The following is a 22,974-nucleotide window of genomic DNA, read 5'->3' on the forward strand; positions in this document are numbered from 1 at the left end:
CGCTGACGGTGCCCCGGCCGGGGCCGGCGCCGGACAGCGGGCGGTGGCGGCCGTGGCGGTTCCGGATGTCCAACGAGGTCTGGGGCACCCCGACCGTCGCCGGCGACCTGCTCTACGTCACCTCCTTCGAGGTGCACGCCCTGGACGTCGGCAGTGGCCGGCGCCAGTTCAAGACCCGCGACGTGGCCTGGTCCATGGCGGTCGCGGACGGCCGTATCCACGCCTCCGACGGCCCGTCGCTGTACGCGCTGGACGCCGCGGACGGCACCGAGCGCTGGCGGCTGGCCACCGAGGCCTGGGTGTACGCGCTGCGGGCCGACCGCGGCACGGTCGTCACCGCGACGCGCGGCGGCGGGGTGCAGGGCTGGGAGGCGTCCAGCGGGCAGAAGCTGTGGGAGCTGACCGGGGCGCAGACCGACTTCGAGACGGTCGAGGCCGCGCCCGTGCTGGCCGACGGCTACGTCTACGTGTGGCAGGACGCCCGCCTCAAGGCCCTGGACGCCCGCAGCGGCCGGGAGGCCTGGTCGTACCCGGTCGGCGACGCCGCCTCCTGCGGGAACGTACCGGTGCGGGTCACCCCGGCCGCCGACGGCAACGTGTACGTGGCGGCCGGCACCCGGGTGCTGTCCGTCGACCGGGCCTCGGGCCGGGTGCGCTGGCACTTCGAGGCGCCGGCCGTCTTCATGGCCCCGCCCACGTTCGCCCCCGGGGCGGCCGTCACCGGCGGCGGGGTGTACCTGGCCGACTACCTGGGCACGGTCTACGCCCTGGACGCGGCCGCCGGCACCGACCGCTGGCGGATCGCGACCGAGCCGCGGCCCTCGGCCGAGCCGGTGATCGTCGCGGGCGGCAACGTGCACCTGGGCGCGGGCAGCGCCGTGTACACGCTGGACGCGGTGACGGGCACGCCGAAGTGGCGGTTCGCCGCGGGCGGGGAGATCACCGGCTCGCCGGCGGTGGCCGACGGCCGGGTGCACTTCGGCTCGGCCGACTCCTGCCTGTACACGCTGGACGCGGCGGGCGGGCAGCTGCGCTGGAAGCTGGCCACGGGCGGCGAGATCACCGGCTCCCCGGTGGCCGAGGCGGGCGTGGTCTACGCGTGCAGCAAGGACCGCTGCGTGTACGCCCTGGACGCGGCGAAGGGCACGGGCACGCGGACGGCGTGACCGGGCGCGCGGTCCCGGCGCGAGGGCGCCGGGCGGCACGCGGCGGGGGGCCTGGACCCCCGGCGCGTGCCGTGGGTGACAGGATGGTGCCCATGAGCGACAACAGCAACGTCTACTTCGACGTCACCATCGACGGCCAGCCGGCCGGCCGCATCGTCTTCCGCCTCTTCGACGACGTGGTCCCGAAGACGGCCCAGAACTTCCGCGAGCTGGCCACCGGCCAGCACGGCTACGGCTACGCCGACTCCCCGTTCCACCGGGTCATCCCGCAGTTCATGCTGCAGGGCGGCGACTTCACCAACGGCAACGGCACCGGCGGCAAGAGCATCTGGGGCGGCGAGTTCGACGACGAGAACTTCCAGCTCAAGCACGACCGCCCGTACCTGCTGTCGATGGCGAACGCGGGCCGGAACACCAACGGCTCGCAGTTCTTCATCACCACGGTCGTGACCCCGTGGCTGGACGGCAAGCACGTGGTCTTCGGCGAGGTCGTCGAGGGCACCGAGGTGGTCGACAAGATCGAGTCCCTGGGCACCCCGTCGGGCCGCACCAAGGCCGCCGTCAAGGTCTCCGCGTCGGGCGTCGTCGCGTAACACCCCGACACCCCTTCCTACGGCCCCGGCCGCGGCCCACGCCGCGGCGGGGGCCGGACCATGCCCCTGGCGGGCGGGGCCCCGGGTCACACGTAGAACTCGCCGATGTCGTCCTGGTCGCCCCGCATCAGGCTGGACAGCGCCTGTGCCTCGTCGTGGCCGAGGAAGGACGGCCCGGTGTGGTGCAGGTAGAAGAACCGCCCGAGATCGTCCAGCAGCACGATCCCCGCCTCACCGGTCTCGTACCCGACGGGAAACAGCCGCCGCCCGAGATCCCCGGCGAGCTCGGCGATGTCCTCGGCGTCGCCCTCGTAGCCGAGGGCGGGATGCGCGAGGAAGACGCGCTCGGGTGCCAGCGGCACCGGGAACCGCAGCCCGACGAACCGGGCGACAAAGCCGAGGACGGCCCCCCAGGGCTCCAACGGCACCCCCTGCCGCGCCGCGTCCGCCACCCGCACCGCGACCAACCGCTCGGCCTCCCCCCACTCCCCCCGCCCGGCAAACCACCCTGCACCCCGCAGCCACGCCTCGACCTCGGGCCAGGGGGCCGGGGGCCTCATCGCTGGGCCGCCCAGGCCGCGAAGGCGGCTTCGCAGGCGTCGAAGATCTTTGCGGTGGGGCCTACGGAGGCGCCCATGGGGGCCGACAGGGTCAGGGTCGGGCGGCCGGCCGGGCCGTTCAGGGTGATCGTGCAGTCCAGGGTCGCCAGAGGGCCGGTGGTGCCGGACGGGGCTGGAACCCCGACGGCGATCTCGCAGCCGTGCGGGGACAGGCCGGCGGCAGCGAGTTCGTCCGCCATCGCCCGGGCGAGGGGCTCCGCGCTCGCGTCGAGCCGGCCCGGCCGCAGGGCGTAGGTCTCGTCCAGGGCCAGGACGCCCACGCCGCGCAGGGTGGTGACCCGCAGGCGCAGGGCCCGGGCGCTGAAGACGCCCGTGTGGTGCAGGACGTACACGGCCACGAGCGCCGCGCGCACCCCGGCGGTGAGGTCGGCCGGCATGTCCGACAGCCGCCACAGCCGTTCGCGGGGCCGCAGGCGGACCGGCCGGGTGCCCTCGGCCAGGGCGATCAGTCCCTCGCGGGCGCTCCCGCCGAGCAGCCACGCCCCGCCCACGCCCAGGGTGAACAGCCGGCCTTCCTCATCGACGCCCAGGGGGGCCTCCTGGTCCGTGCGACCGAACGGGAACAGCCGGACGCCGAGGGCGTTGCCTAGCCGTTGCAGGGGCGGGCCGGCGTAGCGGGCCTCCTGGGGGTCCACCACGCAGCCGGTCGCGGCGACGTCGCGGCCCCCGTCGGGGCTGGGCGCTATCCGCAGCCCGTGGAACTCGCGTACGGCCTGCTCGGCGGCGGGGAAGAGGGTCCACTGCCCGAGCGCGGCCGTCTTGAGGATGGCCAGCATCGCGGCGTCACCGGCGTCCCGGCCGGGCCGCCAGCCGGCCCGGGCCAGGACGTCCGTGGGCTTGCGCAGGATGGTTTCAGCTGCCATGGACGACGGTGATGCCGAGCGCCTCGATCAGAGCGGTGCAGGAACGGCAGATCTCGGCCTCCGTGCCGTGCTCGGGGTCACCCTCGGGGCGGATCTTGCGGGCGACGATCGCGGCTCCCGCGAAGTGCGGCGCCGCCTCGTGCAGGGTGGTGGCGCCGCCGTCCCCGCGCTGCTCGTCCAGCGCGTACAGCTGGTCCGAGATCAGCGCGGACTCGGCGCAGTAGCCGAGGAACGGCTCCCGCAGGGCGGGCGGCAGCGCGTCGAAGAACTCCCGCACGGCGGGGTGCAGGTGCGGCTCGCCGTCGCCAGCCAGGTTGGTGTGGCTGATGATCGTGCCCTGGATCAGCAGGGAAGCGGCCGTGCCGGGGACCAGGTCAGACAAAGTAGTCCTCCGCGTCCTCCATGGGGGCGTGGAAGAGGCTGATGACGGCCTCGTACTTGTCGGCCCCCATGTAGTAGGCGCCGGTGTCGTGGATGTAGAAGAAGCGGCCCCGCTCGTCCATCAGGACCAGCGAGCCGTCCGAGGTGTCGACGCCGATGGGGAAGAGCCCGACCCCGAGGTGCCCGCCCAGCTCCGCCACGTCGCGCGGGGCGGCCGCGTACAGCAGGTACGGGCTGAGGTAGAGGTAGTCCTCGCGCTGGGCGTTGATGGCCAGGCGCAGCCCGGCGTGTTCGCCGAGGAACCGCAGGGCGGCGGGCGACGGCTCCGCGGGGAAGCCGGCCTGCGCGTACTGCTCGACGACCTCGCGGACCAGCTCCGGTACCTGGTCACTGACATCACGGCCGGGGAACCAGCCGTGCTCCCGGAACCAGGCGTCGACCTCGGCGGCGTTGCGTACGTACGGCACGGCTGCTCCTCAGTGGGGGGTCGCCCAGGCCGCGAAGGCGGCTTCGCAGGCGGCGAGTACCCGGGACGCCCGGCCGTAGGAGGCGCTCATGCCGGCCGACAGGCTGAGCGTGGGGCCGCCGGCGGGGCCTCCCACCGTCACGGTGCAGTCGAGTTCGGCCAGGGGGCCGGGCGTGCCGGACGGCGCCGGGACCGCCAGGGCCAGCTCGCAGTTCTGCGCCCGCAGTCCCGCGGCCGCGAGTGCCTCCTCCATGGACCGCGTCAGCGGCTCCGCACTGGCCTCCAGGGGCCCCGGCAGCAGCGGGAACGTCCGGTCCAGCGCGAGCACGCCGACGCCGCGCAACGTGGTGACCTGCAGGCGCAGCGCGCGGGCGCTGTACACCCCCGTGTGGTGCAGGACGTACACGGCGACGAGCGCCGCGCGCACCCCGGCGGCCAGGTCCGCCGGCATGCCGGACAGCGGCCAGTACCGCTCGCGTGAGCGCAGCCGTACGGGACGCCGTCCCACGGCGAGCGCGAGCAGGCCGTCGTGCGCGCTGTCGCCCAGCAGCCAGCCGCCTCCCACCCCCAGCGTGAACAGCCGGCCGTCCTCGTCCACGGCCATCGGCGCGTCGGAGTCCGTGCGGCCGAACGGGAACAGCCGGGTCCCCAGGGAGTGGCCGAGCTGGCGCAGCGGCGGTCCGGCGTACCGCGCCTCCTGCGGGTCCACGAGGCAGCCCGTGGCCGCGACGTCCAGGCCGTCCCCGACGGCGGGCACGCGCAGCCCGTGGAACTCGCGCAGGGCGCGTTCGGCAGCGGGGAAGACCTCCCACCGCCCCACGGTCACCGTGCGGAGTATCGCGTGCAGGGCGTCCTGCGCGGCGTCCCGCCCGGGTCGCCAGCCTGCCGCGGTCAGGGCGTCGGCCGTCGGGATCTCACCCGTCATGGACGACGTCGATGCCGAGCCGGTCCAGCAGGGCCGTGCAGGACCGGCAGACCTGGGCCTCCGTGCCGTGCTCGGGGTCGCCGTCGGGCCGGATCTTGCGGGCGACGAGCGCCGCGCCCGCGAAATGGGGCAGGGCCTCCTCCAGCGTGGTGGTCGCCCCGTCCGTACGCTGCTCGTCCAGCGCGTAGAACTGGTCGGAGACCAGCGCGGACTCGGCGCAGTATCCGAGGAACGGCTCACGCAGGGCCGGGGGGAGGGCGTCGAAGAACTCCTGCACCGCCGGGTGCAGCCGGGGCTCTCCGTCACCACTGAGGTTGGTGTGGCTGTAGATGGAGTTCTGCACGAGGAGTGACGCCGCCACCCCCGGAACGAGGTCAGACATAGTACGCGTCCACCTCGTCCTGGTCCCCGCGCATCAGGCTGGACAGTGCCTGGTGCTCGTCCTTGCCGAGGAAGTACGGGCCGGTGTGGTGCAGGTAGAAGAACCTGCCGAGGTCGTCCATCAGGACGATGCCCGCCTCGATGGTCTCGTAGCCGACGGGGAAGAGCTTGCGGCCGATGTCCGAGGCGAGTTCCACGATGTCCTCCGCGTCGTCCTCGTACCCGAGCGTCGGGTCCGGCATGAACCTGCGGTCCGGCGCCTGCGGCATGGGAAAGACGTGGCCGACGTAGCGGCTGACGAAATCGACGACCTCTTCCCAGGGCTCCAGCGGGAATCCCTGGCGGTCCGCGTCCGCGACCCGTTCCGCGATCAGCCGCTCGGCCGCCGCCCGGTCCCGGTGCTCCGGGGTCCAGCCGTGCTGACGAAGCCAGGCGTCGACTTCCTCCGGCGAAGCTGGTTCTCTCACTGTCGGTACTGCCTTTCGGGGATCAGGTGAGGAGTTCGATGCCGAGTGCGGGCATGGCACGGCGGCAGCTGTAGCACGGGCCTATGTATTCCTTGTGCGGAATCTTGTTGTTGTCGTCGTCGAACTGGTCGCCGATGGTCACCGTATGCATGACGCCGCCCTTGAGGGCTTCTCGGGCCTCGTCGAGCGTGGTGATGTTCTTGCCTTGGGCCTGCAATTCGAACAGGCGGTCGGAAACCAAGGATACCTCCGCGCATTTTCCGTGACCGCGGCCCTTGGGGAATTCCCCGGCGTTCGCACGCCTTTCGATGTCGTCGTACACCTGCTGCACCACGGGGTGCGCGGCGGGCTTGTCCGGCCCCTCCTTGAACTTCTGGGAGCTGGAGTGGCTGGTGATGGTGTCGCCGTGCAGGAACGAGCCCGAGCAGCCGGCCTTCATCCGGTCCTTGCCGGGGGGCGTGTGGCCTCGCGCGTCCCGGGCGTTGTCGGCCAGGTCCCGGGCCTCCTGCCGCATCAGTGCCCGCCGCTCGTCGTCGCTCAGGTGGCTGACGTCGAGGGCGTCGCGGCGGTGGTGGCGCATCTGCGCGGCCGTCTGACCGTGCGTCTTGGGCTGGGGGTTCAGCGGCTTGCCCTGGGGTCCGCCGTTGTTCGCGCCGTTGTTGCCTCCCCCGCCGGTCGGCGGCTTGCCGCCGCCGCCTCCGCCGCCGGAGCCGCCTCCGCCGTGGCCGTCCTTGACGTCCTTCGCCTTCGCCTTGGCCAGGCGGGCGGCCAGGTCGTCGTCGTTGTTCTTGTGGTCCGTCGAGATCTGCTTGACGGCCTTGGGGAGGGTCTTGCCGACGTGGTCGCCGACCTGCTTCGTGGCCTTCAGCAGCGCCGCCAGCGCCTTGTCCGCCACCGGGTCGATCGCCGAGGCGATCGAGTCGCGGCCCCGGGTGCGGCCGTGGTGGGACTTGGCCTTGGTCAGCTTCGACGTCGTACGGCCGTGGATGTTCACGCTGACGCCGGAGAGCTTGGTGTGGGCGCGGTCGTGCTCGTCGTGGTCGATGTGCAGGTCGACCAGGCCGGTGCCGCCGCCCGCGCCGGGCCCGTCGGCCGACGCCAGCTTCAAGGACTCCTTGCCGGACTGGACGCCGTCCTTGAAGCCGTCCTTGCCCGCCTGCCGGGTCTGGTCGAGGTCGACGCCCTCCTGCAGGCCCAGGGCCATCGCGCCGAGCTGGACCACGAGGTCCGCCGCCATCTCCTCCAGCGCCGCGACGGCGGGCTCGGTCAGGGCGGCGACGATGTAGCCGACGGCCTCCTCGACGCACTCCTTGATCAGCCGCTTGATCGCCTCCTGCGTGGCACGCATGGCGGCGGCGCCGAGCAGGGCCGACAGGCCGCCGGTGACGGGGATGAGGGACAGGGCGATGCCCGCCTCCGCGGCGAGGTAGCCGAGCTGGACCAGCGCGGCCAGCTTCATGGCCTCCACGGCGCCCGCCGCGGAGTCCATGGCGCCGGCGATGGTGCGCGCCGCCCCGGCGATGTCCTTGAAGTGCTTGCCCTTGACCTTGGTCCAGTGCTCGTTGAGGGCCTCGATGGACTCGCCCTTGCCGGACGACAGCAGGCGCTCGAAGTGGTTGTTGGCGAGCTGGCCGTCGTCCTCCAGGTCGTCGGCGAACTCGCGCAGCGCGTCCGCCATGTCCCGGTAGGCGTCCTCGTCGACGTTCGGCCAGGCGACGCCGATCACGTCGAGCAGCGTGTCCGCCCAGTCGGGCACCGTGACCGCCATGCCCCCCACTCCCCCCGTGCGCAAACTCGTTCGCAGGATGCTTGTGCGAAGAACAGTCTGCCAAACGGTGGTTCCGCCCCGCTGAGGGGGCGGTTCCGCGGGGGAGTCGTCAGGTGCGCCTGCCGAACAGCTCCTCCTGTTGCTCCGGGGGGAGGTTGCCCAGTCGGACCAGGTGCGGGGCGGCCGCCAACGCCTGGGTCAGGGCGGCCTGTTTGGCCGACCACAGGGCGCGGACCGTGCCCTCGACGGCCGTCGGCGGGTAGCCGGCCAGGGTGGTGGCCGCGCGGAGCGCCGCCGGGAGCAGGTCCTGCGGTTCGGTCAGTTCCGAGACCAGGCCGATCTCGTACGCCCGCCGGGCGGTGAGGCGTTCGGCGGTTCCCATCAGCGACATCCGGGCGACCTCGCCGAACGGCATCCGCTGCGCCATGTAGACGGCCTCGTACGCGCTGACCATCCCGTAGGTCGTGTGCGGGTCGAAGAACGTCGCCGTGGTCGAGGAGACGATGAACTCCGACTCGCCCAGCAGGTAGAAGGCGCCGCCGCACGCCATGCCGCCCACCGCCGCGACCACCGGCTTCCACAGGTCGTTCGCCTTCGGCCCGATCGTGGCCAGCGGATCGTCGAGCGCGTACGGCGAGGCCGGCTGCGGCACCACGGCCGTGCGGTCGATGCCGGTGCAGAACGCCGCCTCCCCGGCGCCCGTGACCACCACCGCCCGGACGGTGTCGTCGAAGCGCAGCTCCCGCCACACCCGCACCAGCTCGGCGGCCATGTCCAGGGTCAGCGCGTTGTGCTTGGCCGGGCGGTCCAGGGTGACCACCGCGACCCCGGACTCCCCGGCCCGGTCCAGGCGGACGCTCACGCCTTCTCCAGCAGCCAGCGCGGCACGCTGAACCCGCCGAGCCGCGCGAACGCCACCTGCACCCGGGCCCCGATGCGCAGCCGGTCGGGGCCCACCGAGTCCAGCGGGGCGTCGGGAGCGGTGACCAGGTTCCCGGCGAGCCGGATGCGCGGGTCCTCGGCGAGTTCCACGAGCACGACGTTGTACGGGGCCTGCTCGGCGTAGGCGGGCAGCAGCGGGGGGTGCGGCCGGACGAAGGACCAGATCCGGCCCCGGCCGCTCATCAGCCGCCACTGCGCGTCGAAGGACTGGCAGTGCGGGCAGCAGGGGCGCGGCGGGAAGCGCAGCCGGCCGCAGGAGGCGCAGGCCTGGACGCGCAGCTCGCCCCGGGCGGCGTACTCCCAGAAGGGGGCGCCGTCCTCGTCGGGCACGGGCAGCAGCAGCCCCTCGGCGGTCGTGGCGCCGGGCGTGCTCGGCGTGGTCGTGCTCGGCCCGGTCGCGGCGCCGGTGGCGCTCGGCCCGGTCGTGCTCGGCTCGGTCATGGCTCGGCTCCTCACGCGCGCAGCAGGATCGCGGACGTCGGCACGCCCTCGCCCGCCGTGACCAGGCAGGTCGCGGCGTCCGGTACCTGGGCGGTGCTGACCCCGCGCAGCTGCCGCACGCCCTCGTTGATCAGGTTGAAGCCGTGGACGTAGGCCTCGGACAGGCCGCCGCCGGCGGTGTTGAGCGGCAGCCGGCCGCCGATCTCCAGGGCGCCGCCCTCGGTGAACGCCCCGCCCTCGCCGCGCCCGCAGAAGCCGTAGCCCTCCAGGGACAGCGGGATCAGCGGGGTGAAGGCGTCGTAGATCTGGGCCACGTCCACGTCCTGCGGCCCGAAGTCGGCCTGCTTCCACAGGTGCCGGGCGGCGGTCCAGGCGGGGCCGGTCAGGGGGTCGTCGTTCCAGTAGTTGACCATCCCGTGGTGCTGGGCGGGCAGGCCCTGGGCGACGGAGTGGACGTAGACGGGCCTGTGCCGGCAGTCCCGGGCCCGTTCGGCGGAGACGACGACGCAGGCGAGCGCGCCGTCGGTCTCCAGGCAGTTGTCGTACAGGCACAGCGGTTCGCTGATCCAGCGGGCCGTCATGTACATCTCGCGGGTCAGCGGGCGCTCGTACATCATCGCGGCCGGGTTCTGGTTGGCCCGGTTGCGGCAGGCCAGGGCCACGTTGAACAGGTGGTCGCGGGTGGCGCCGTACTCGTGCATGTAGCGGCGGGCCAGCATGCCGATCTCGTCCGCGGGGCGCAGCAGCCCGAACGGCCGGGTCCACTGCCCGGGCGTCGGCAGCTGCACGGCGGTGTTCCTCCAAGGCCGCGGCCCCGAGCCGCGCTTGCGCGAGCGCCAGGCGACGCCGACCGAGGCCTGCCCGGTGGCGACGGCCGCGGCGAGGTGGCCGACGGTGGCGCAGGAACCGCCGCCGCCGTAGCCGACCTTGGAGAAGAAGGTGACGTCACCGGCGCCGATCGCCTTGGCCACCTCGACCTCGTCGGTCTCCTCCATCGTGTACGAGGCGAAGGCGTCGACCTCGGAGGGGGCGATGCCGGCGTCGTCGAGAGCCGCCAGGATCGCCCGGCAGGCCAGCTCCTTCTCGGTCTGCGGCAGCCGCTTGGCGAAGGGGGTCTGGCCTATTCCCACGATCGCCGTAGCGTCCTTGAGCGTTGCCGCCATCGCCACCTCCGGGGTGCGTGCGCCAGTGCTGACAGCCGCGAAGGCTACAGCTAATCTGACGGATAGTCAGCTATCGCGGCAGGGGAGGGCGCGTGAGCCACGAGCACCGGCGCGGGTACGGCGGCGAGGCGGGGTACGGCGGCGAGGCGGGGTACGACCACGAGGACGAGCGCGGCGATCTGCGCTGGGGCAGCATCGCGGGCCTGGTCCGGTCCGCGGCCCGGACGTACGCCGACCGGGAGGCCGTGGTCGACGGCCGCACCCGCATCAGCTACGCCCAGCTCGGCGAGCGCGTCGAACGGGCCGCGGCCGCCGCCCTGGCGGCCGGCGTCCGGCCGGGCGACCGGGTCGCGGTCTGGGCCCCCAACGGCCTGGACTGGATCGTCTGCGCGCTCGGCGCCGTCTCGGCCGGGGCGGTGCTCGTCCCGCTCAACACCCGCTTCAAGGGGGCGGAGGCGGCCTACGTGCTGCGCCGCAGCCGCGCCCGGCTGCTGTTCGTCACCGGCACCTTCCTCGGCACCTCCTACGTCGCCTCGCTGCGCCGCGCCGCGGCCGAGGGCACGGGGGCGGGGCCGCTGCCGGGGCTGCCGCACCTGGAGCAGGTGGTCGTGCTCGCCGAGGACGCCCCGGAGTCGTTCCGCACCTGGAAGGACTTCCTGGCGGGCGGTGACGCCGTACCAGCCGCGGTCGTGCGCGCCCGGGCCGACTCCATCCGCCCCGACGCCCCCTCGGACATCATCTTCACCTCCGGCACCACCGGCAGCCCCAAGGGCGCCGTCATCACCCACGCGCAGACCCTGCGCTGCTACGCGATCTGGAGCGAGCTGGCCGGGCTGCGCGAGGGCGACCGCTACCTGATCGTGAACCCGTTCTTCCACACCTTCGGCTACAAGGCCGGGGTCGTCGCCTGCCTGATGCGCGGCGCGACGATGGTCCCGCAGCCGGTGTTCGACGTGGACACCGTCCTCGCCAACATCGCCGCCGAACGGATCTCCGTCCTGCCCGGCCCGCCCACCTTGCACCAGTCCCTGCTGGACCACCCCGCCCGGTCCCAGCACGACCTGTCCGCGCTGCGGCTGGTGGTGACCGGGGCCGCGGTGGTGCCGCTGCGGCTGGTGGAGCGGCTGCGCGGCGAGCTGCGGATCGCGACCGTCCTGACCGCCTACGGGCTCTCCGAGGCCGGCGGCCTCGTCACCATGTGCCGCCGCGGCGACCCGCCCGAGGTCGTCTCGGCCACCTCCGGCCGGGCCGTCCCGGGCACCGAGGTCCGGGTGACCGGACCCGACGGGCGGCCGCTGGGGCCGGGGGAGGCCGGGGAGGTCCAGGTCCGGGGCCACAACGTGATGCTCGGCTACTTCGAGGACCCCGAGGAGACCGCCCGGGTGCTCGGCCCGGACGGCTGGCTGCGCACGGGCGACGTCGGCGTCCTGGACGAGGCCGGGAACCTGCGGATCACCGACCGGATCAAGGACATGTTCATCGTCGGCGGCTTCAACGCCTACCCGGCCGAGATCGAGCAACTGCTCGGCCTGCACCCCGACATCGCCGACGTGGCGGTGGTGGGCGTGCCGGACCCGCGCCTCGGCGAGGTCGGCAAGGCGTACGCGGTGCGCCGCCCGGACGCGACCGTGACCGCGGACGACCTGATCGCCTGGGCGCGCCGGGAGATGGCCAACTACAAGGTGCCCCGGGAGGTGGAGTTCGTCGCCGAACTCCCGCGCAACGCCAGCGGCAAGGTCCTCAAGCGCGCCCTGCGCTCGCGGCCCCGACCGGGGCGGGCGCCGGGGGCGGAGTAATTCGCTACCGGGCGGCCGGAGCGCCGTGGTAGAGAACCGAGGTGCCCAACACTGTGGAGTTCCCCGAGGTCCTGAGGCTGATCGAGGACCGCTCGGCCGCGTTCCGCGCCGCGCTCGCGTCCGCCCCCGACCTGGACGTCCAGGTCCCCACCTGCCCCGACTGGACGCTGCGCGACCTGGCGCAGCACCTCGGCGACGGCCGCCGCCGCCAGGCCGCCGTCGTCGCGGCCGGGCCGGGTGCCGAACCGCCGGCGAAGACGGACCCGAAGGGCGCCCCGACCGCGCCCCGCGACCGCGAAGCCCTGGACGCCTGGCTCGCCGAGTCGACCGCGCTCATGCTCGACGCGCTGCGCGAGGCCGGCCCCGACCGCGGCTGCTGGACCTGGTGGGGCCGCTCGCAGGCCCCGCAGACCAGTGGAGCGGTGGCCCGGCACCAGGTCCAGGAGATCGCCGTCCACACCTACGACGCCCAGCTCACCCAGGGGTCCGCGCAGCCGCTGCCGACGGACGTCGCGGTCGAGGGTGTCGACCAGTTCCTGACGACCGTCGCGGCGACGACCGTCCCCTGGCCGTTCAAGCCGGCGACCATCGACCTGCACGCGACCGAGGGCCGCTCCTGGCGCCTGACCCTCGACGCGGACGGCGTCCGCTGCGACGACCTCGCCGCCGACGCGGTGCCGGGCGACATGGCGGTGCGGGGCCCGGCGAGCGAACTGGTCCTCTACCTCTACGACCGCCTCCCGCTCGACGGCCTTCAGACCACCGGCGACACCGGGCCCATGGAGCAGCTCGCCGAGTGGGACCCCCACGCGTAGCCCTGGGGACCCGCGGACATCCGCATGTCCGGCATCGGCTGCTGCGGGGCCGTCAGGCCCGGCAGCAGCCAGCTCTGGGACGGGTCCACCGCGGCCAGCACGCCGAGGGCCACGAAGACGACCCCGACCACCAGCGAGAACGCCGGCCCCAGCCGCCACAGCTTCTCCACGAAGATCACCACGGCGACCGCCGCCATCGCCGCCACGTTCATCACGCCCAGCGGGACCAGCACGAGCATCAGGCCCCAGCAGCAGCCGACGCAGTACAGCCCGTGGTGCAGCCCGACCCGCAGGTCGCGGGCCCGCGGGCGGAAGCCGGCGTAGCGCACCAGCTGGCCCATCGGGCTGCGGCAGTGCCGCAGGCACACGTCCTTCAGCGGACCCAGCTGCTGCAACCCGGCGAGCAGGAACGCACCCGCCCCGAGCCATCGCCCGAGCTCCGGACGCCCGGCCACCAGGTCGCCGGTCGCGGCCAGGATCCCGTACGTGACCAGCCCGAACGCCGTCCAGGCCAGCAGGTAGCCGCTGGTGAACGCGGTCAGCCGGGCCGCCCGGGCCGCGCCCGTCGAGCGGCGGCCGATGCCGCGGGCCCAGGTGATCGCCACCGGGGCCACCGACGGGAACATCATCGCCGCCATCATGACCACCCACAGCACCAGGAACAGCGGCAGGGCCAGGCCCATCGTGCCGGGCTCCACGCCCATGCCCCGGGCCTGGCCCAGCACCAGGACCCAGGCGAGCAGCGCGAGGGCGGCCATCAGCGACCAGGCGAGGGCGAGCTCCCGCGCCGACAGCAGGTTCGCGGGCCGCAGGGGCGGTGCCGAGGACCGGGGGTCGAGACGTCGCACGTCTTCAGCACAGCACGGCCGGACCGACCCCGCGAGGCCGGCCGGCGCCCCTGGCGGGCAGGGAAGGGGCGGCGGACAATGGTGGGGGGAGAGGTGCGCGCACTTCTTCACGAGGAGGCGGCGAGATGTCCGCGAGCGAGACGACGTCCCCGGCGACCATCCCGAGATGGCACGTGGAGGGGGACTGGTTCGACACCTGCCGGTGCGACGTGCCCTGCCCCTGCACGTTCGCGCAGCCGCCCACGTACGGCGCGTGCGACGGCGTGCTCGCCTGGCACATCGACCGGGGCAGCTACGGCGACGTACCGCTGGACGGCCTCAACGTCCTGATGGTCGCCTCCTTCACCGGCAACGTCTGGGGCGAGCACTCCGACGCCTACGCGGGCGTCTTCCTCGACGAGCGGGCCGACGAGGCCCAGCGCGAGGCGCTGCTGATGATCTTCGGCGGGCAGGCCGGCAGCTGGCCCGCGGAGCTGAACAGCATGTTCGGCGCCGAGATGCGGGGCATGGACACGGCAGCCATCGAGATGTCCGTGGACGAGGACCTGGGCAGCTGGCGGGTCTCGGTCCCCGGCCGGGTCGACGCGGCGGGCGAGGCGCTGACCGGCCCGACCACGCCGGAGGGCCGGCGCGTGCAGTCGACGAACATGCCCGGCTCGGAGACGGGGCCCGGGCAGGTCGTCACCTGGGGCCGCGCGACCCGCAACCGGGTGGACGCCTTCGGCTTCGAGTGGAGCCGGGACGGTCAGTCCAGCAAGCACATCCCGTTCGACTGGACCGGCCCGGACGGCGCGTGAGCCTCAGGCCGGGCGCCGGGCGAGCAGCAGGCGCCAGTTCGGGCTGCCGTCCGGCCGGCGGCCGAAGCACTCCAGGGCCTGGGTCGTGACCTCGAACCCGGCCGCCTCCAGGTCCGCGCGTACGCCGCCGAGCGGGAAGGTCCGGTAGTACATGACGAACGGCGGCCGCCACAGGGCGTTGCGCACCCGCATGACCGCGTCGAAGCCGGCCGCCGCCCACCACCCGGGGGAGGAGAGCCGGGGCGGGGCCCCGATCGGGAAGGCGAACACCCCGCCGGGCCGCAGGGCCCGGTGCACCTCGGCGAAGAAGCCGGGCCGCTCGGCGGGCAGGAAGTGCCCGAAGGCCCCGAAGCTGACGACCAGGTCGTACGACCCGTGCAGGGCCGGGGGCAGGGCCCGGACGTCGGCGTGCACGAAGTCCACGGCGGGGCCCACGGCGGGGTCCGCGGCGGGGTCCGCGGCCGGGTCCGCGGCGGTGCGGAAGCGCTCCGCCGCCCGCGCCAGCATGCCCGCGCTGAAGTCGACCCCGGTCACCCGCTCGCGGCACAGCCGCCGCAGCAGGGGGACGGCGGCGCCGGTGCCGCAGCACAGGTCCAGGCCGGCGGCGGGCGGGGTGGGGAGGGTCTGGGCGAGGGCCTCCTCGCAGGCGTCCAGCATCCGGTCCGGGGTCCGGAACGGGGTGTGGTCGAAGGTCGGCGCCAGCAGGTCGTAGCCGCGCTCGGTCGAGGACAGCGCCTGCACGGCCAGCTCACGGACGGTGGGTCCCTCTGCGGTGAACACGCCGTCAGCCTAGTCCCCGGCCGGGCCGGGGGCGGGACGCGACCACCGCTGATCGGTGCGGGCATGACAAAAAGACGGTCGCGGTGGCTCCCCCTCCGGGCCACCGCGACCGTCTTCCCCCCTGCCGCCGACGGGTCCCCCGACCCCTCCCGCGGCTTCTCCCCCGTGGTCCTCCCCCGTGTCCCCCGTGGGCTTCCCCCCTGGGCTCGCGCCCGTGTTCCCCCGTGTTCCCCCGTGGTCGTGCTTCCCCCGTGCCCCCCGCGGGTTTCCCCCGATCCCCCCGGCGGGCCCGCGGATCCGGTCCGGTCGTTACGGACGCGGACCCGTCGCGTGGTTGTCCATCGAGGTGATCTCCTCGCCCGCCGGAGCGGCCGGAGCGGCGGGAGCGGCGGGAGCGGTCGGAGCGGCGTCCGGCGCGGACAGCGGCTCGCTACCCGTCGCGTGGTTGTCCATGGGCTTGATCTCGATGCCCGTCGCGTGGTTGTCGTACGGCTTGATGTCCCCGTCGCCGGGAAGCTGGGCAGCGCTGTCGGTCGTCGTCATCGTCCACTCCTGAAGGATGTTCGGGCCCGTTCGGCGATTCCCCCGCGGACCGCCGAACGGGTCGATGAGTACATGGTGGCGCGGGGCGATAAACGAACGATGAACGCCCCGTTCAGCAGCGCACGGCGTGCGGATCGTGCAGATCGGGCCACTGTCGCAGAGAATAGGTCAGGCCACGGTCCCCGACGCCAGCAGGGCGCGTACTTCGGTGAGTTCCGGCGAACCCAGCTGCTCGAAGACGGCCTCGGCGTCCCGCCAGCAGGCCCGGGCCCGGTCGGTCTGGCCCAGCCGCTGCAGGGCCCGGCCGAGCACCATCACCACGCACGCCCGCCGCCACTCGCCGCCCATCACCCGCAGGGCGATGGCCTGCTCGGCGTGGGAGGCGGCCAGCGCCGCCCGCCCGGCCGCCAGTTGGGCCTCGGCCAGCCGGAAGTGGGTGATGCCCTCCCACAGCGGCTGGCGGTTGTCGCGGAACAGCGACAGCGCCTCGGTCAGCTGGGCCTGCGCCTCCGCCGTCCGGCCCGCCTGGGTGAGCACGATGCCGAGGGCGTACCGGCCGTTGGCCGAGCGCAGGGCCAGCCCCATCCGGTCGTAGATCGCGATGCCCTGCTCCGCCAGCTCTATGGCGGAGCTCAGCCGGCCGAGCTCCGCCTCGATGCGGGACAGGTTGCACAGCGCGCTGGCCTCACCGACGTTGTTGCCGTCGGCCCGGAAGCACTCGATGGCCTCGCGCAGGTGCCGCTCGCCGTCGGCGTAGCGGGCCTCGTACAGCGCGATGATCCCGCGGTCGTTGGGTGCCCAGCAGCTCGGCAGCGGGTCCCCGGCGGCCCGGGCGAGCACCATCGCCTGCCGCGCCTCGTCGTCGGCCTCGGCGAACCGGCCGGCCACCAGGTGGACGTTGGTCAGCGTGGTACGGGCCCGGCCCTCGGCGCGCGGGTCGCCCGAGGCCTGCGCCGCGTCGCGCAGGGCGACCGCCGCGGACTCGTACTGCCGGGAGTTGGCCCCCGACTCCAGCAGGTCCTTGGCCGCCCACAGCAGGTCGACGGCCCGGCGCAGCACGTCCACCGGCGCGTCCTTGCGGGCCGCGGCCTGGCGTACGCAGGCCAGCAGCGGGTCGGCCTCGGCGTAGATCCAGTCCAGCGCGGCGTGCCGGTCGGCGAAGACCAGCCCCGGGTAGGCGGTCGCGGCCAGGTGCGCGGGCAGCCGGTCGCCGGGCCGCTCCAGCGCGTACACCTGGGCGGCCGTGGCCAGGTAGAAGTCCAGCAGCCGGGAGAGCGCGGCGTCGCGCCCTGCGGCGGGCTGCTCGTCGCGCTCGGCGCAGGCACGCGCGTAGAGCCGTACGAGGTCGTGGAAGCGGTAGCGGCCGGGCGCGGCCGACTCCAGCAGGGAGCAGTCGACGAGGGCCTCCAGGAGGTCCTCGGCATCGTGCTCGGGCAGGTCCAGCACGGCGGCGGCCGCGGCCAGCGAGATGTCGGGGCCGTCGGCGAGCCCGAGCAGCCGGAAGGCGCGCTGCTGGGCCGGCTCCAGCTGGCCGTACCCCAGCTCGAAGGTGGCCTTGACGGCGAGGTCGCCGGCCTGGAGCTCGTCCAGCCGGCGGCGCTCGTCGGCCAGCTTGGCCGCCAGCACCGAGACGGTCCAGGTGCGGCGGGCCGCCAGCCGGGAGGCGGCGATCCGGATGGCCAGCGGCAGGAAGCCGCAGGCCCCCACGACGTCGAGGGCGGCCTGCCGCTCGGCGCCGACCCGCTCCTCGCCGACGATCCGGGTGAAGAGCAGCAGCGCCTCCTCCGGGCTCATCACGTCCAGGTCGACCAGGTGCGCCCCGGCCAGCCCGGCCATCCGCACGCGGCTGGTGACCAGGGCCGCGCAGCCGGCCGTGCCGGGCAGCAGCGGGCGCACCTGGGCGGCGTCGCGGGCGTTGTCGAGCAGCACCAGGACGCGGCGGCCGTCGAGGGTGGAGCGGTAGAGCGCGGCGCGTTCGGCGGCGGAGTCGGGGATGGCGGTGTCGGGGTGGCCGAGAGCCCGCAGGAACGAGCCGAGGGCGGCCTCCGGTTCCACCGGGCGGGCCTCGGTGCCGCGCAGGTCGACGTAGAGCTGGCCGTCGGGGAAGTGCGGCCGGGCCGCGTGCGCGACGTGCACGGCGAGGGTGGTCTTGCCGACGCCGCCGATCCCGGCGAGCGCGGAGACCGCCATGATCTGGCCCTCGGCCTCGGCGAGCACCTCGCCGAGCTCGGCGACCTGGGTGGCCCGGCCGGTGAAGTCCGGCACGGTGGCGGGCAATTGCGCGGGGCGCACCGGCAGGGCGGTGGCGGCGGACGGCTGGTCGGCGGCCACGGCGAGTTCGGCGTCGGCGCGCAGGATCCGCTGCTGGAGCGCGGCCAGTTCGGGGCGCGGGTCGACGCCGAGCTCGTCGGCGAGCAGCCGCCGGGTGTCGGCGTACACCGCGAGGGCCTCGGCCTGCCGGCCGCTGCGGTACAGGGCCAGCATCAGCAGCTCGCGCAGCCGCTCGCGCAGGGGGTGGGCGGCGGTCAGCGCGGTCAGCTCGGAGACGGCGTCGGCGTGGTTGCCGAGCTCCAGGTCGAGGTCGAGCCGGGACTCCAGCAGCTGGAAGCGCCACTCGCTGAGCCGGGAGCGCTCGTTCTCGGCGTACGGGCCGGGCACGCCGGCCAGCGGCTCGCCCTCCCACAGGTCCAGGGCGCGGCCGAGCAGGGTGCGGGCCAGGGAGCGGTCCCCGGCGGCCCGGGCCTTGTCGGCGTCGGCGGCCAGGGCCCGGGCCACGCCGAGGTCGAGGGCGCAGGGCCGGGTCCGGATCGCGTAGCCGCCGGACTCGCTGACCAGCTGGCCGGGGTCGAGGATCTTGCGCAGCCGGGAGGCGTACGTACGGATGGTGGCGAGCGCCTGCGGCGGCGGGTCCTCGCCCCAGATGGCGTCGATGAGTTCGGACGCGGTGGCGGTGTGGCCGCCGCGCAGCAGGAGGGCGGCGAGCAGGGCGCGCTGCTGGGGGCTGCCGGAGGCGAGGGGCTCGCTGCCCCGCCAGGCCCGGATGGGTCCGAGCACGGCGAAGCGCGAGCCGGCGGCACCGGTCTGCGTCGGAGCCGTCGACGAACCGGTGCGTGCCGCCTCGGGGTGGTTCCGCTGGTGCGGGATGGCCGGTATGCCGTCCATCTGTCGTCCCCCCTGCCTTCGGTCGGTGTCGTGGCCAGTCTGCCCTGTCTTGCGCACAGACGTCAGCCCGCGGCCGGTTCCACGCCCCCCAACTAGCTGACGGTTCGTCAGATCGGCGCTACCGTGGAGGCCATGGAGACCTTCCCGAAGATCATCTCGGTGGACGACCACACGGTGGAGCCCCCGCACGTCTGGCGGGACCGGCTCCCGTCGAAGTACCGCGACACCGGACCGCGGATCGTGCGCGCCCCCTTGAAGGAAATGACCTTCCTGGGCGGCAGGTTCGCGCCCGTCATGGGCGCGCCCGGCGACGACGGCCCGATCGGCGACTGGTGGGTCTACGAGGACCTGCACCGCCCGCTGACCCGGCTGGACACCGCCGTCGGCTACGACCGCGACGAGATCCGGCTGGAGGTCATCACCTACGAGCAGATGCGGCCCGGGTCCTTCTCGGTGCGCGACCGGCTGGCCGACATGGACGTCAACCACGTCCAGTCCGCCCTGTGCTTCCCCACCTTCCCGCGCTTTTGCGGGCAGACCTTCACCGAGGCCAAGGACCGCGAGCTCGCCCTGCTCGGCGTGCGGGCGTACAACGACTGGATGGTGGAGGAGTGGTGCGGCCCCGACGCCGCGGGCCGGCTGATACCGCTCACCCTGATCCCGCTGTGGGACGCCGAACTGGCCGCCGCCGAGGTGCGCCGCAACGCCGCCCGCGGGGTGCGCGCCGTCGCCTTCTCGGAGATCCCGCCGCACCTGGGGCTGCCCTCGATCCACACCGACGACTGGGACCCGTTCCTGGCGGCCTGCGACGAGACCGGCACGGTCGTCGCCATGCACATCGGCTCGTCCTCGAAGATGCCGTCCACCTCGGCGGACGCCCCTCCCGCGGTCGGCTCCACCATCACCTTCGCCAACTGCTGCTTCTCCATGGTCGACTGGCTGATGAGCGGCAAGTTCGAGCGCTTCCCGCGCCTGAAGGTCATGTACGCCGAGGGCCAGATCGGCTGGATCCCGTACATCCTGGAGCGCGCGGACGTGGTCTGGGAGGAGAACCGGGCCTGGGGCGGGGTCGCGGGGAAGGTCACCCGGCCGCCGTCGGAGCTGTTCGCCGAGCACGTCCACGGGTGCTTCTTCGACGACGCCTTCGGGCTGCGCAACCTCGACGCGATCGGGGCCGGCAACGTCCTGTACGAGACGGACTACCCGCACTCGGACTCCACCTGGCCGCGGTCCAAGGAGGTCGGCCAGGCCCAGATGGGCCACCTGGCGCCGGACCTGGTCGAGCGGATCGTGCGCGGCAACGCCATCGACCTGCTCGGGCTGACGCCGGAGGGGCTCTGGCCGGGGGCGGCCTGACCCGGCGGCCCGACCCCGCGGCCCGACCGGCGGGCCGGCGGCCGGCCCTCGGTCCGAGCCCGTCCCGCGCCCGGGGGAGCCCGCGCCCGCTGGAGCCCGCGCCGGGGGGGGGTCCCGCGGCCGAGAACGGCCGGGGACCCCACCGGGCGTCTTGCGTGCGGCGCGCAGCTCAAGGCATGCTTCGCCGCAGCAAAGTGAGAGGGGTGGGGCTTGTGGTGGACCGGCAGCAGGCGCTGACGGGTGTGCTGTGCGCCGTGGCGGCGGTAGCCGCGTCCGCCGTCGTGGCCGTGTTGGTGCCGCCGCCCGAGGCGCAGCCCGGCGCGCGCCCCGCCGCCGCGCACGGCTCGCCCTCCCCGAAGGCCGCTCAGGACGGCTCCGCTTCGCGACCGCAACTGAACGGCTCGCCTTCCGCCGCGGCTCCCGGTGCCTCGCCGGCGCCTGCCCCGACTCCTTCCGGTCCCCCCTCGACCACCACCGGCCCGGCCTTCACGGGCGTGCTGTTCGAGGGGAAGGCGGAGGGTGGGCACTTCTGCACGGCCACGGTCGTCCACAGCCCCGGACGCAACCTGCTGGTCACCGCGGGCCACTGCCTGGCCAAGGGTCCCTCCGGCCTCCAGGGCGCCCTGTTCGCACCCGCGTACGCGGCGGGCGCCGCCCCGTACGGCACCTGGCGGATCGAGGAGGTCTACGAGGACGACCGCTGGGCCGACGGCGCGGACGACGACTACGACCTGGCCTTCGCCCGGGTCGCGCCGAACGCCGCGGGGATCGACGTCGAGGCGGCCGTCGGCGCCGCCGAACTCGACACCCGCGGCCGCTCCGACGAGGAGGTCACCGTCACCGGCTACCCCACGGGCCGCGAGACCCCGCGCACGTGCACGACCCGGGCGGTGCGCACCAGCGCGACGGAACAGCGCATCGACTGCGCCGACTTCCCCGACGGCACCAGCGGCAGCGCCTGGCTGGCCCGCGACGGCCGGATCATCGGGGTGCTGACCGGTGGGGACACCGACGACGTCTCCACCAGCACGGTCCTCGACGGGTACGCCGCCGAGCTCTACCGGCGCGCCCAGCAGGACGCGGCCGCCCGGCAGTAGCCGCGGCCCGGCCCGCGGCCCGCGCCCCTACAGGTGCGGGTTCACCAGCCCCAGGTGGACCGGCTCCGCCGGGCCGGCCGCCAGCAGGTCGGGTATGCGCGGCGGCCACATCGGCTCGTCCAGCGCGCCGAGGGCGGTCGGGGAGAGCCAGCGCCAGTGGATGCCCGGTGACTCCAGCACCGGTTCGCGCTCCGGCCCGGTGGTGACGTAGACGTGCTCGTGCTGACGGACGGGGGTGCCCGTGTGGGTGAAGTCGTGCTCCCACGTGCACAGCAGCCGCTGCGGGGTGAGGTCGCTCCAGCCGGTCTCCTCGCGCAGTTCGCGCAGCGCGCACTGCTCGGGCGTCTCACCGGGGTCGATGCCGCCGCCGGGCGGCACCCAGTGGATGCCGACCTCGACGTTGTTCTCCCGGAAGAGGAAGACCGCGCCGGTGGGTGAGACGACGAGGATCCGGGCGGCCCGGCGCGGCGTCCGGGCCCGGGTACGACTGCTTCTGCTGCCTCCGAAGATTCTCATCGGCCCAGGTTAGGAGGTCGAACTCGGCTCGGCACCGGGGAATTTCGCGCTCCGGAACCCGCCGCAAGCGTGTCCGATTCACCCGACACACCAGCCCTGGTGAAGTTCATGCCTGAACGACCCGAAACATCGCCTGTTGTACGGTCGGGCCGATGAGCACGCACGCCCGGAGCAAGCACGCCCGCCCCCGGTCCGGTATGCCCAGGCTCCTCGCCCTGACCGCGGGCGTGGGCCTGCTGACGTTCGGCGCCGGATGGATCCACGCCGTCCAGGACCGCGCGGACGGCCCGCCCCTGCGGGTGGCCCTGGACGACCGCCCGCCCGTGCAGCCCTCCCCGCCGTCCCGCACCACGCGCGGCGAGCAGCGGCCCGCCCCGGCCGACCAGGGCCTGCCGGGCGTCAGCGAGCGCACCCGCGCCCGGATCCCGGCCGACTCCCGGCAGCTGGTGCTGGTGGCGGGCAAGGGGCCCGCGGCCTCCGAGGGCACCGCCACCCTCTACACCCGCCCCGACGCCGCCACGCCGTGGCGGGCGCTCGCCAGCTGGCCGGCCCGCAACGGCGCCCGGGGCTGGTCGCCCGAAGGCAGCCGCACGGTCGGGGACCTGACCTCGCCCGAGGGGGTGTTCTCCCTCACCGACGCCGGCGGACTGCTGCCGAAGCCGCCCGGGACCCGGCTCCCGTACGACCGGGACGACCTGTTCGTGCCCTCGGGGCGCGGGGTGAACGGCGAGTCCCTGGCGGGGTCCTTCGACTACGTCGTCGCCATCGACTTCAACCGCCGCCCCGGCCGCTCCCCGCTGGACCCGGTCAAGCCGCAGGGCGCGGCCCGGGGCGGGAACATCTGGCTGCACGTCGACCACGACGGCCCCTCCCAGGGGTGCGTCGGCATCCCGAAGGAGGGGATGCGCACGATCCTGCAGACCCTGGACCCGGCCGCGCGTCCGGTGATCGTGATGGGCCCGGCCGGGTTCTGAGCCGACCGCGCCGGCCGGCTCCCGGACCGGTGGGTGCGTCACCCCTCTTGCCTGACGGAGCGTCAGCTACGACGATGGCCCCCGCAGCATCCATATGACGATTCGTCAGATGAA

At 74.3% G+C, this 22,974-nt stretch carries 24 protein-coding genes; 8 read left to right on the forward strand and 16 right to left on the reverse strand.

Going from position 1 to position 22,974, the window contains the following annotated elements; all coding sequences use genetic code 11:
- The coding region (locus LG632_RS09740; RefSeq protein ID WP_226726503.1) for an outer membrane protein assembly factor BamB family protein at window positions 1-1,166 on the forward strand (1,166 nt) is incomplete at its 5' end.
- A gap of 92 nt (window positions 1,167-1,258) precedes the next feature.
- Window positions 1,259-1,759, forward strand: coding sequence for a peptidylprolyl isomerase (locus tag LG632_RS09745; RefSeq protein ID WP_226726504.1), 501 nt, complete (start codon window positions 1,259-1,261; stop codon window positions 1,757-1,759).
- An 86-nt stretch (window positions 1,760-1,845) separates the two neighbouring features.
- Here LG632_RS09745 and LG632_RS09750 read toward each other — a convergent pair whose 3' ends face one another.
- From LG632_RS09750 to LG632_RS09805, 11 genes are all read right to left on the reverse strand, one after another.
- Complete coding sequence (locus LG632_RS09750) at window positions 1,846-2,319, reverse strand: SUKH-3 domain-containing protein (RefSeq protein ID WP_226726505.1); 474 nt, start codon at window positions 2,317-2,319, stop codon at window positions 1,846-1,848.
- Window positions 2,316-3,242, reverse strand: coding sequence for an SUKH-3 domain-containing protein (locus LG632_RS09755; protein WP_226726506.1), 927 nt, complete (start codon window positions 3,240-3,242; stop codon window positions 2,316-2,318). Before LG632_RS09755 ends, LG632_RS09750 begins: the two co-directional genes overlap by 4 nt.
- Window positions 3,232-3,624: a YwqJ-related putative deaminase gene (locus LG632_RS09760; RefSeq protein WP_226726507.1), complete on the reverse strand. Its 393-nt coding sequence runs from the start codon at window positions 3,622-3,624 to the stop codon at window positions 3,232-3,234. Before LG632_RS09760 ends, LG632_RS09755 begins: the two co-directional genes overlap by 11 nt.
- The gene (locus tag LG632_RS09765; RefSeq protein WP_226726508.1) at window positions 3,617-4,090 is read right to left on the reverse strand and encodes an SUKH-3 domain-containing protein; all 474 of its coding nucleotides are present in this window, start codon (window positions 4,088-4,090) and stop codon (window positions 3,617-3,619) included. Before LG632_RS09765 ends, LG632_RS09760 begins: the two co-directional genes overlap by 8 nt.
- Before the next feature lie 9 nt (window positions 4,091-4,099).
- Window positions 4,100-5,014, reverse strand: coding sequence for an SUKH-3 domain-containing protein (locus LG632_RS09770; protein WP_226726509.1), 915 nt, complete (start codon window positions 5,012-5,014; stop codon window positions 4,100-4,102).
- Complete coding sequence (locus tag LG632_RS09775; RefSeq protein WP_226726510.1) at window positions 5,004-5,396, reverse strand: YwqJ-related putative deaminase; 393 nt, start codon at window positions 5,394-5,396, stop codon at window positions 5,004-5,006. The genes LG632_RS09770 and LG632_RS09775 overlap by 11 nt, the downstream gene beginning before the upstream one ends.
- Window positions 5,389-5,862 (reverse strand): SUKH-3 domain-containing protein, encoded by a 474-nt coding sequence (locus tag LG632_RS09780; RefSeq protein ID WP_226726511.1) that lies wholly within the window; start codon window positions 5,860-5,862, stop codon window positions 5,389-5,391. The genes LG632_RS09775 and LG632_RS09780 overlap by 8 nt, the downstream gene beginning before the upstream one ends.
- A 22-nt stretch (window positions 5,863-5,884) precedes the next feature.
- Window positions 5,885-7,630, reverse strand: coding sequence for a YwqJ-related putative deaminase (locus tag LG632_RS30515; RefSeq protein ID WP_374203444.1), 1,746 nt, complete (start codon window positions 7,628-7,630; stop codon window positions 5,885-5,887).
- A gap of 109 nt (window positions 7,631-7,739) precedes the next feature.
- The gene (locus tag LG632_RS09795; RefSeq protein ID WP_226726512.1) at window positions 7,740-8,492 is read right to left on the reverse strand and encodes an enoyl-CoA hydratase/isomerase family protein; all 753 of its coding nucleotides are present in this window, start codon (window positions 8,490-8,492) and stop codon (window positions 7,740-7,742) included.
- Window positions 8,489-8,914 (reverse strand): Zn-ribbon domain-containing OB-fold protein, encoded by a 426-nt coding sequence (locus tag LG632_RS09800; RefSeq protein ID WP_374203447.1) that lies wholly within the window; start codon window positions 8,912-8,914, stop codon window positions 8,489-8,491. Before LG632_RS09800 ends, LG632_RS09795 begins: the two co-directional genes overlap by 4 nt.
- A gap of 110 nt (window positions 8,915-9,024) precedes the next feature.
- Window positions 9,025-10,176: a lipid-transfer protein gene (locus LG632_RS09805; RefSeq protein WP_226726514.1), complete on the reverse strand. Its 1,152-nt coding sequence runs from the start codon at window positions 10,174-10,176 to the stop codon at window positions 9,025-9,027.
- 179 nt (window positions 10,177-10,355) lie between these two features.
- Between LG632_RS09805 and LG632_RS09810 the strand changes: the two genes are divergently transcribed.
- A complete protein-coding gene (locus LG632_RS09810) occupies window positions 10,356-11,972 on the forward strand; it encodes a FadD3 family acyl-CoA ligase (protein ID WP_226726552.1) in 1,617 nt (538 codons plus the stop codon).
- 41 nt (window positions 11,973-12,013) lie between these two features.
- Window positions 12,014-12,787, forward strand: a complete 774-nt coding sequence (locus LG632_RS09815; protein WP_226726515.1) for a maleylpyruvate isomerase N-terminal domain-containing protein — start codon at window positions 12,014-12,016, stop codon at window positions 12,785-12,787.
- Here LG632_RS09815 and LG632_RS09820 read toward each other — a convergent pair.
- Window positions 12,727-13,635 (reverse strand): DUF2182 domain-containing protein, encoded by a 909-nt coding sequence (locus LG632_RS09820; protein ID WP_374203445.1) that lies wholly within the window; start codon window positions 13,633-13,635, stop codon window positions 12,727-12,729. The genes LG632_RS09815 and LG632_RS09820 overlap by 61 nt on opposite strands.
- Before the next feature lie 125 nt (window positions 13,636-13,760).
- On the opposite strand from LG632_RS09820, the gene LG632_RS09825 reads away from it, so the two are divergent.
- Window positions 13,761-14,432, forward strand: a complete 672-nt coding sequence (locus tag LG632_RS09825) for a DUF1326 domain-containing protein (protein ID WP_226726516.1) — start codon at window positions 13,761-13,763, stop codon at window positions 14,430-14,432.
- A gap of 3 nt (window positions 14,433-14,435) precedes the next feature.
- Here the strand turns inward: LG632_RS09825 and LG632_RS09830 are convergent, their stop codons facing one another.
- The 3 genes from LG632_RS09830 to afsR form a co-directional block, all read right to left on the reverse strand.
- Window positions 14,436-15,212 carry a class I SAM-dependent methyltransferase gene (locus LG632_RS09830; protein ID WP_226726517.1) on the reverse strand — a complete coding sequence of 259 codons (777 nt, stop codon included), beginning with the start codon at window positions 15,210-15,212 and terminating at the stop codon, window positions 14,436-14,438.
- A 309-nt stretch (window positions 15,213-15,521) separates the two neighbouring features.
- Window positions 15,522-15,755 (reverse strand): hypothetical protein, encoded by a 234-nt coding sequence (locus tag LG632_RS09835; protein WP_226726518.1) that lies wholly within the window; start codon window positions 15,753-15,755, stop codon window positions 15,522-15,524.
- A gap of 168 nt (window positions 15,756-15,923) precedes the next feature.
- Window positions 15,924-18,917 carry an SARP-family global regulator AfsR gene (afsR, locus tag LG632_RS09840; RefSeq protein ID WP_226726519.1) on the reverse strand — a complete coding sequence of 998 codons (2,994 nt, stop codon included), beginning with the start codon at window positions 18,915-18,917 and terminating at the stop codon, window positions 15,924-15,926.
- A gap of 132 nt (window positions 18,918-19,049) precedes the next feature.
- Between afsR and LG632_RS09845 the strand changes: the two genes are divergently transcribed.
- Window positions 19,050-20,273, forward strand: a complete 1,224-nt coding sequence (locus LG632_RS09845; RefSeq protein ID WP_226726520.1) for an amidohydrolase family protein — start codon at window positions 19,050-19,052, stop codon at window positions 20,271-20,273.
- A 203-nt stretch (window positions 20,274-20,476) separates the two neighbouring features.
- Window positions 20,477-21,370 carry a trypsin-like serine peptidase gene (locus LG632_RS09850; protein WP_226726521.1) on the forward strand — a complete coding sequence of 298 codons (894 nt, stop codon included), beginning with the start codon at window positions 20,477-20,479 and terminating at the stop codon, window positions 21,368-21,370.
- Window positions 21,371-21,397: 27 nt separating this feature from the next.
- On the opposite strand, the gene LG632_RS09855 is transcribed toward LG632_RS09850, so the two are convergent.
- On the reverse strand, window positions 21,398-21,886 hold the full coding sequence (locus LG632_RS09855; RefSeq protein WP_226726522.1) for an NUDIX hydrolase: 489 nt from the start codon (window positions 21,884-21,886) through the stop codon (window positions 21,398-21,400).
- A 152-nt stretch (window positions 21,887-22,038) separates the two neighbouring features.
- Here LG632_RS09855 and LG632_RS09860 point away from each other — a divergent pair, with 152 nt between their 5' ends.
- A complete protein-coding gene (locus LG632_RS09860; protein ID WP_226726523.1) occupies window positions 22,039-22,860 on the forward strand; it encodes a hypothetical protein in 822 nt (273 codons plus the stop codon).
- Window positions 22,861-22,974: the final 114 nt, after the last annotated feature.

The organism is Streptomyces antimicrobicus, assembly GCF_020532625.1.
Taxonomy (GTDB): Bacteria; Actinomycetota; Actinomycetes; order Streptomycetales; family Streptomycetaceae; genus Streptomyces; species Streptomyces antimicrobicus.

Coding starts and splice junctions, on each gene's coding strand:
- LG632_RS09770 (WP_226726509.1), bottom strand. CDS start 5,014: ATGACGGGTGAGATCCCGACGGCCGACGCCCTGACCGCGGCAGGCTGG.
- LG632_RS09775 (WP_226726510.1), bottom strand. CDS start 5,396: ATGTCTGACCTCGTTCCGGGGGTGGCGGCGTCACTCCTCGTGCAGAAC.
- LG632_RS30515 (WP_374203444.1), bottom strand. CDS start 7,630: ATGGCGGTCACGGTGCCCGACTGGGCGGACACGCTGCTCGACGTGATC.
- LG632_RS09750 (WP_226726505.1), bottom strand. CDS start 2,319: ATGAGGCCCCCGGCCCCCTGGCCCGAGGTCGAGGCGTGGCTGCGGGGT.
- LG632_RS09845 (WP_226726520.1), top strand. CDS start 19,050: ATGGAGACCTTCCCGAAGATCATCTCGGTGGACGACCACACGGTGGAG.
- LG632_RS09745 (WP_226726504.1), top strand. CDS start 1,259: ATGAGCGACAACAGCAACGTCTACTTCGACGTCACCATCGACGGCCAG.
- LG632_RS09835 (WP_226726518.1), bottom strand. CDS start 15,755: ATGACGACGACCGACAGCGCTGCCCAGCTTCCCGGCGACGGGGACATC.
- LG632_RS09805 (WP_226726514.1), bottom strand. CDS start 10,176: ATGGCGGCAACGCTCAAGGACGCTACGGCGATCGTGGGAATAGGCCAG.
- LG632_RS09860 (WP_226726523.1), top strand. CDS start 22,039: ATGAGCACGCACGCCCGGAGCAAGCACGCCCGCCCCCGGTCCGGTATG.
- LG632_RS09855 (WP_226726522.1), bottom strand. CDS start 21,886: ATGAGAATCTTCGGAGGCAGCAGAAGCAGTCGTACCCGGGCCCGGACG.
- LG632_RS09825 (WP_226726516.1), top strand. CDS start 13,761: ATGTCCGCGAGCGAGACGACGTCCCCGGCGACCATCCCGAGATGGCAC.
- LG632_RS09755 (WP_226726506.1), bottom strand. CDS start 3,242: ATGGCAGCTGAAACCATCCTGCGCAAGCCCACGGACGTCCTGGCCCGG.
- afsR (WP_226726519.1), bottom strand. CDS start 18,917: ATGGACGGCATACCGGCCATCCCGCACCAGCGGAACCACCCCGAGGCG.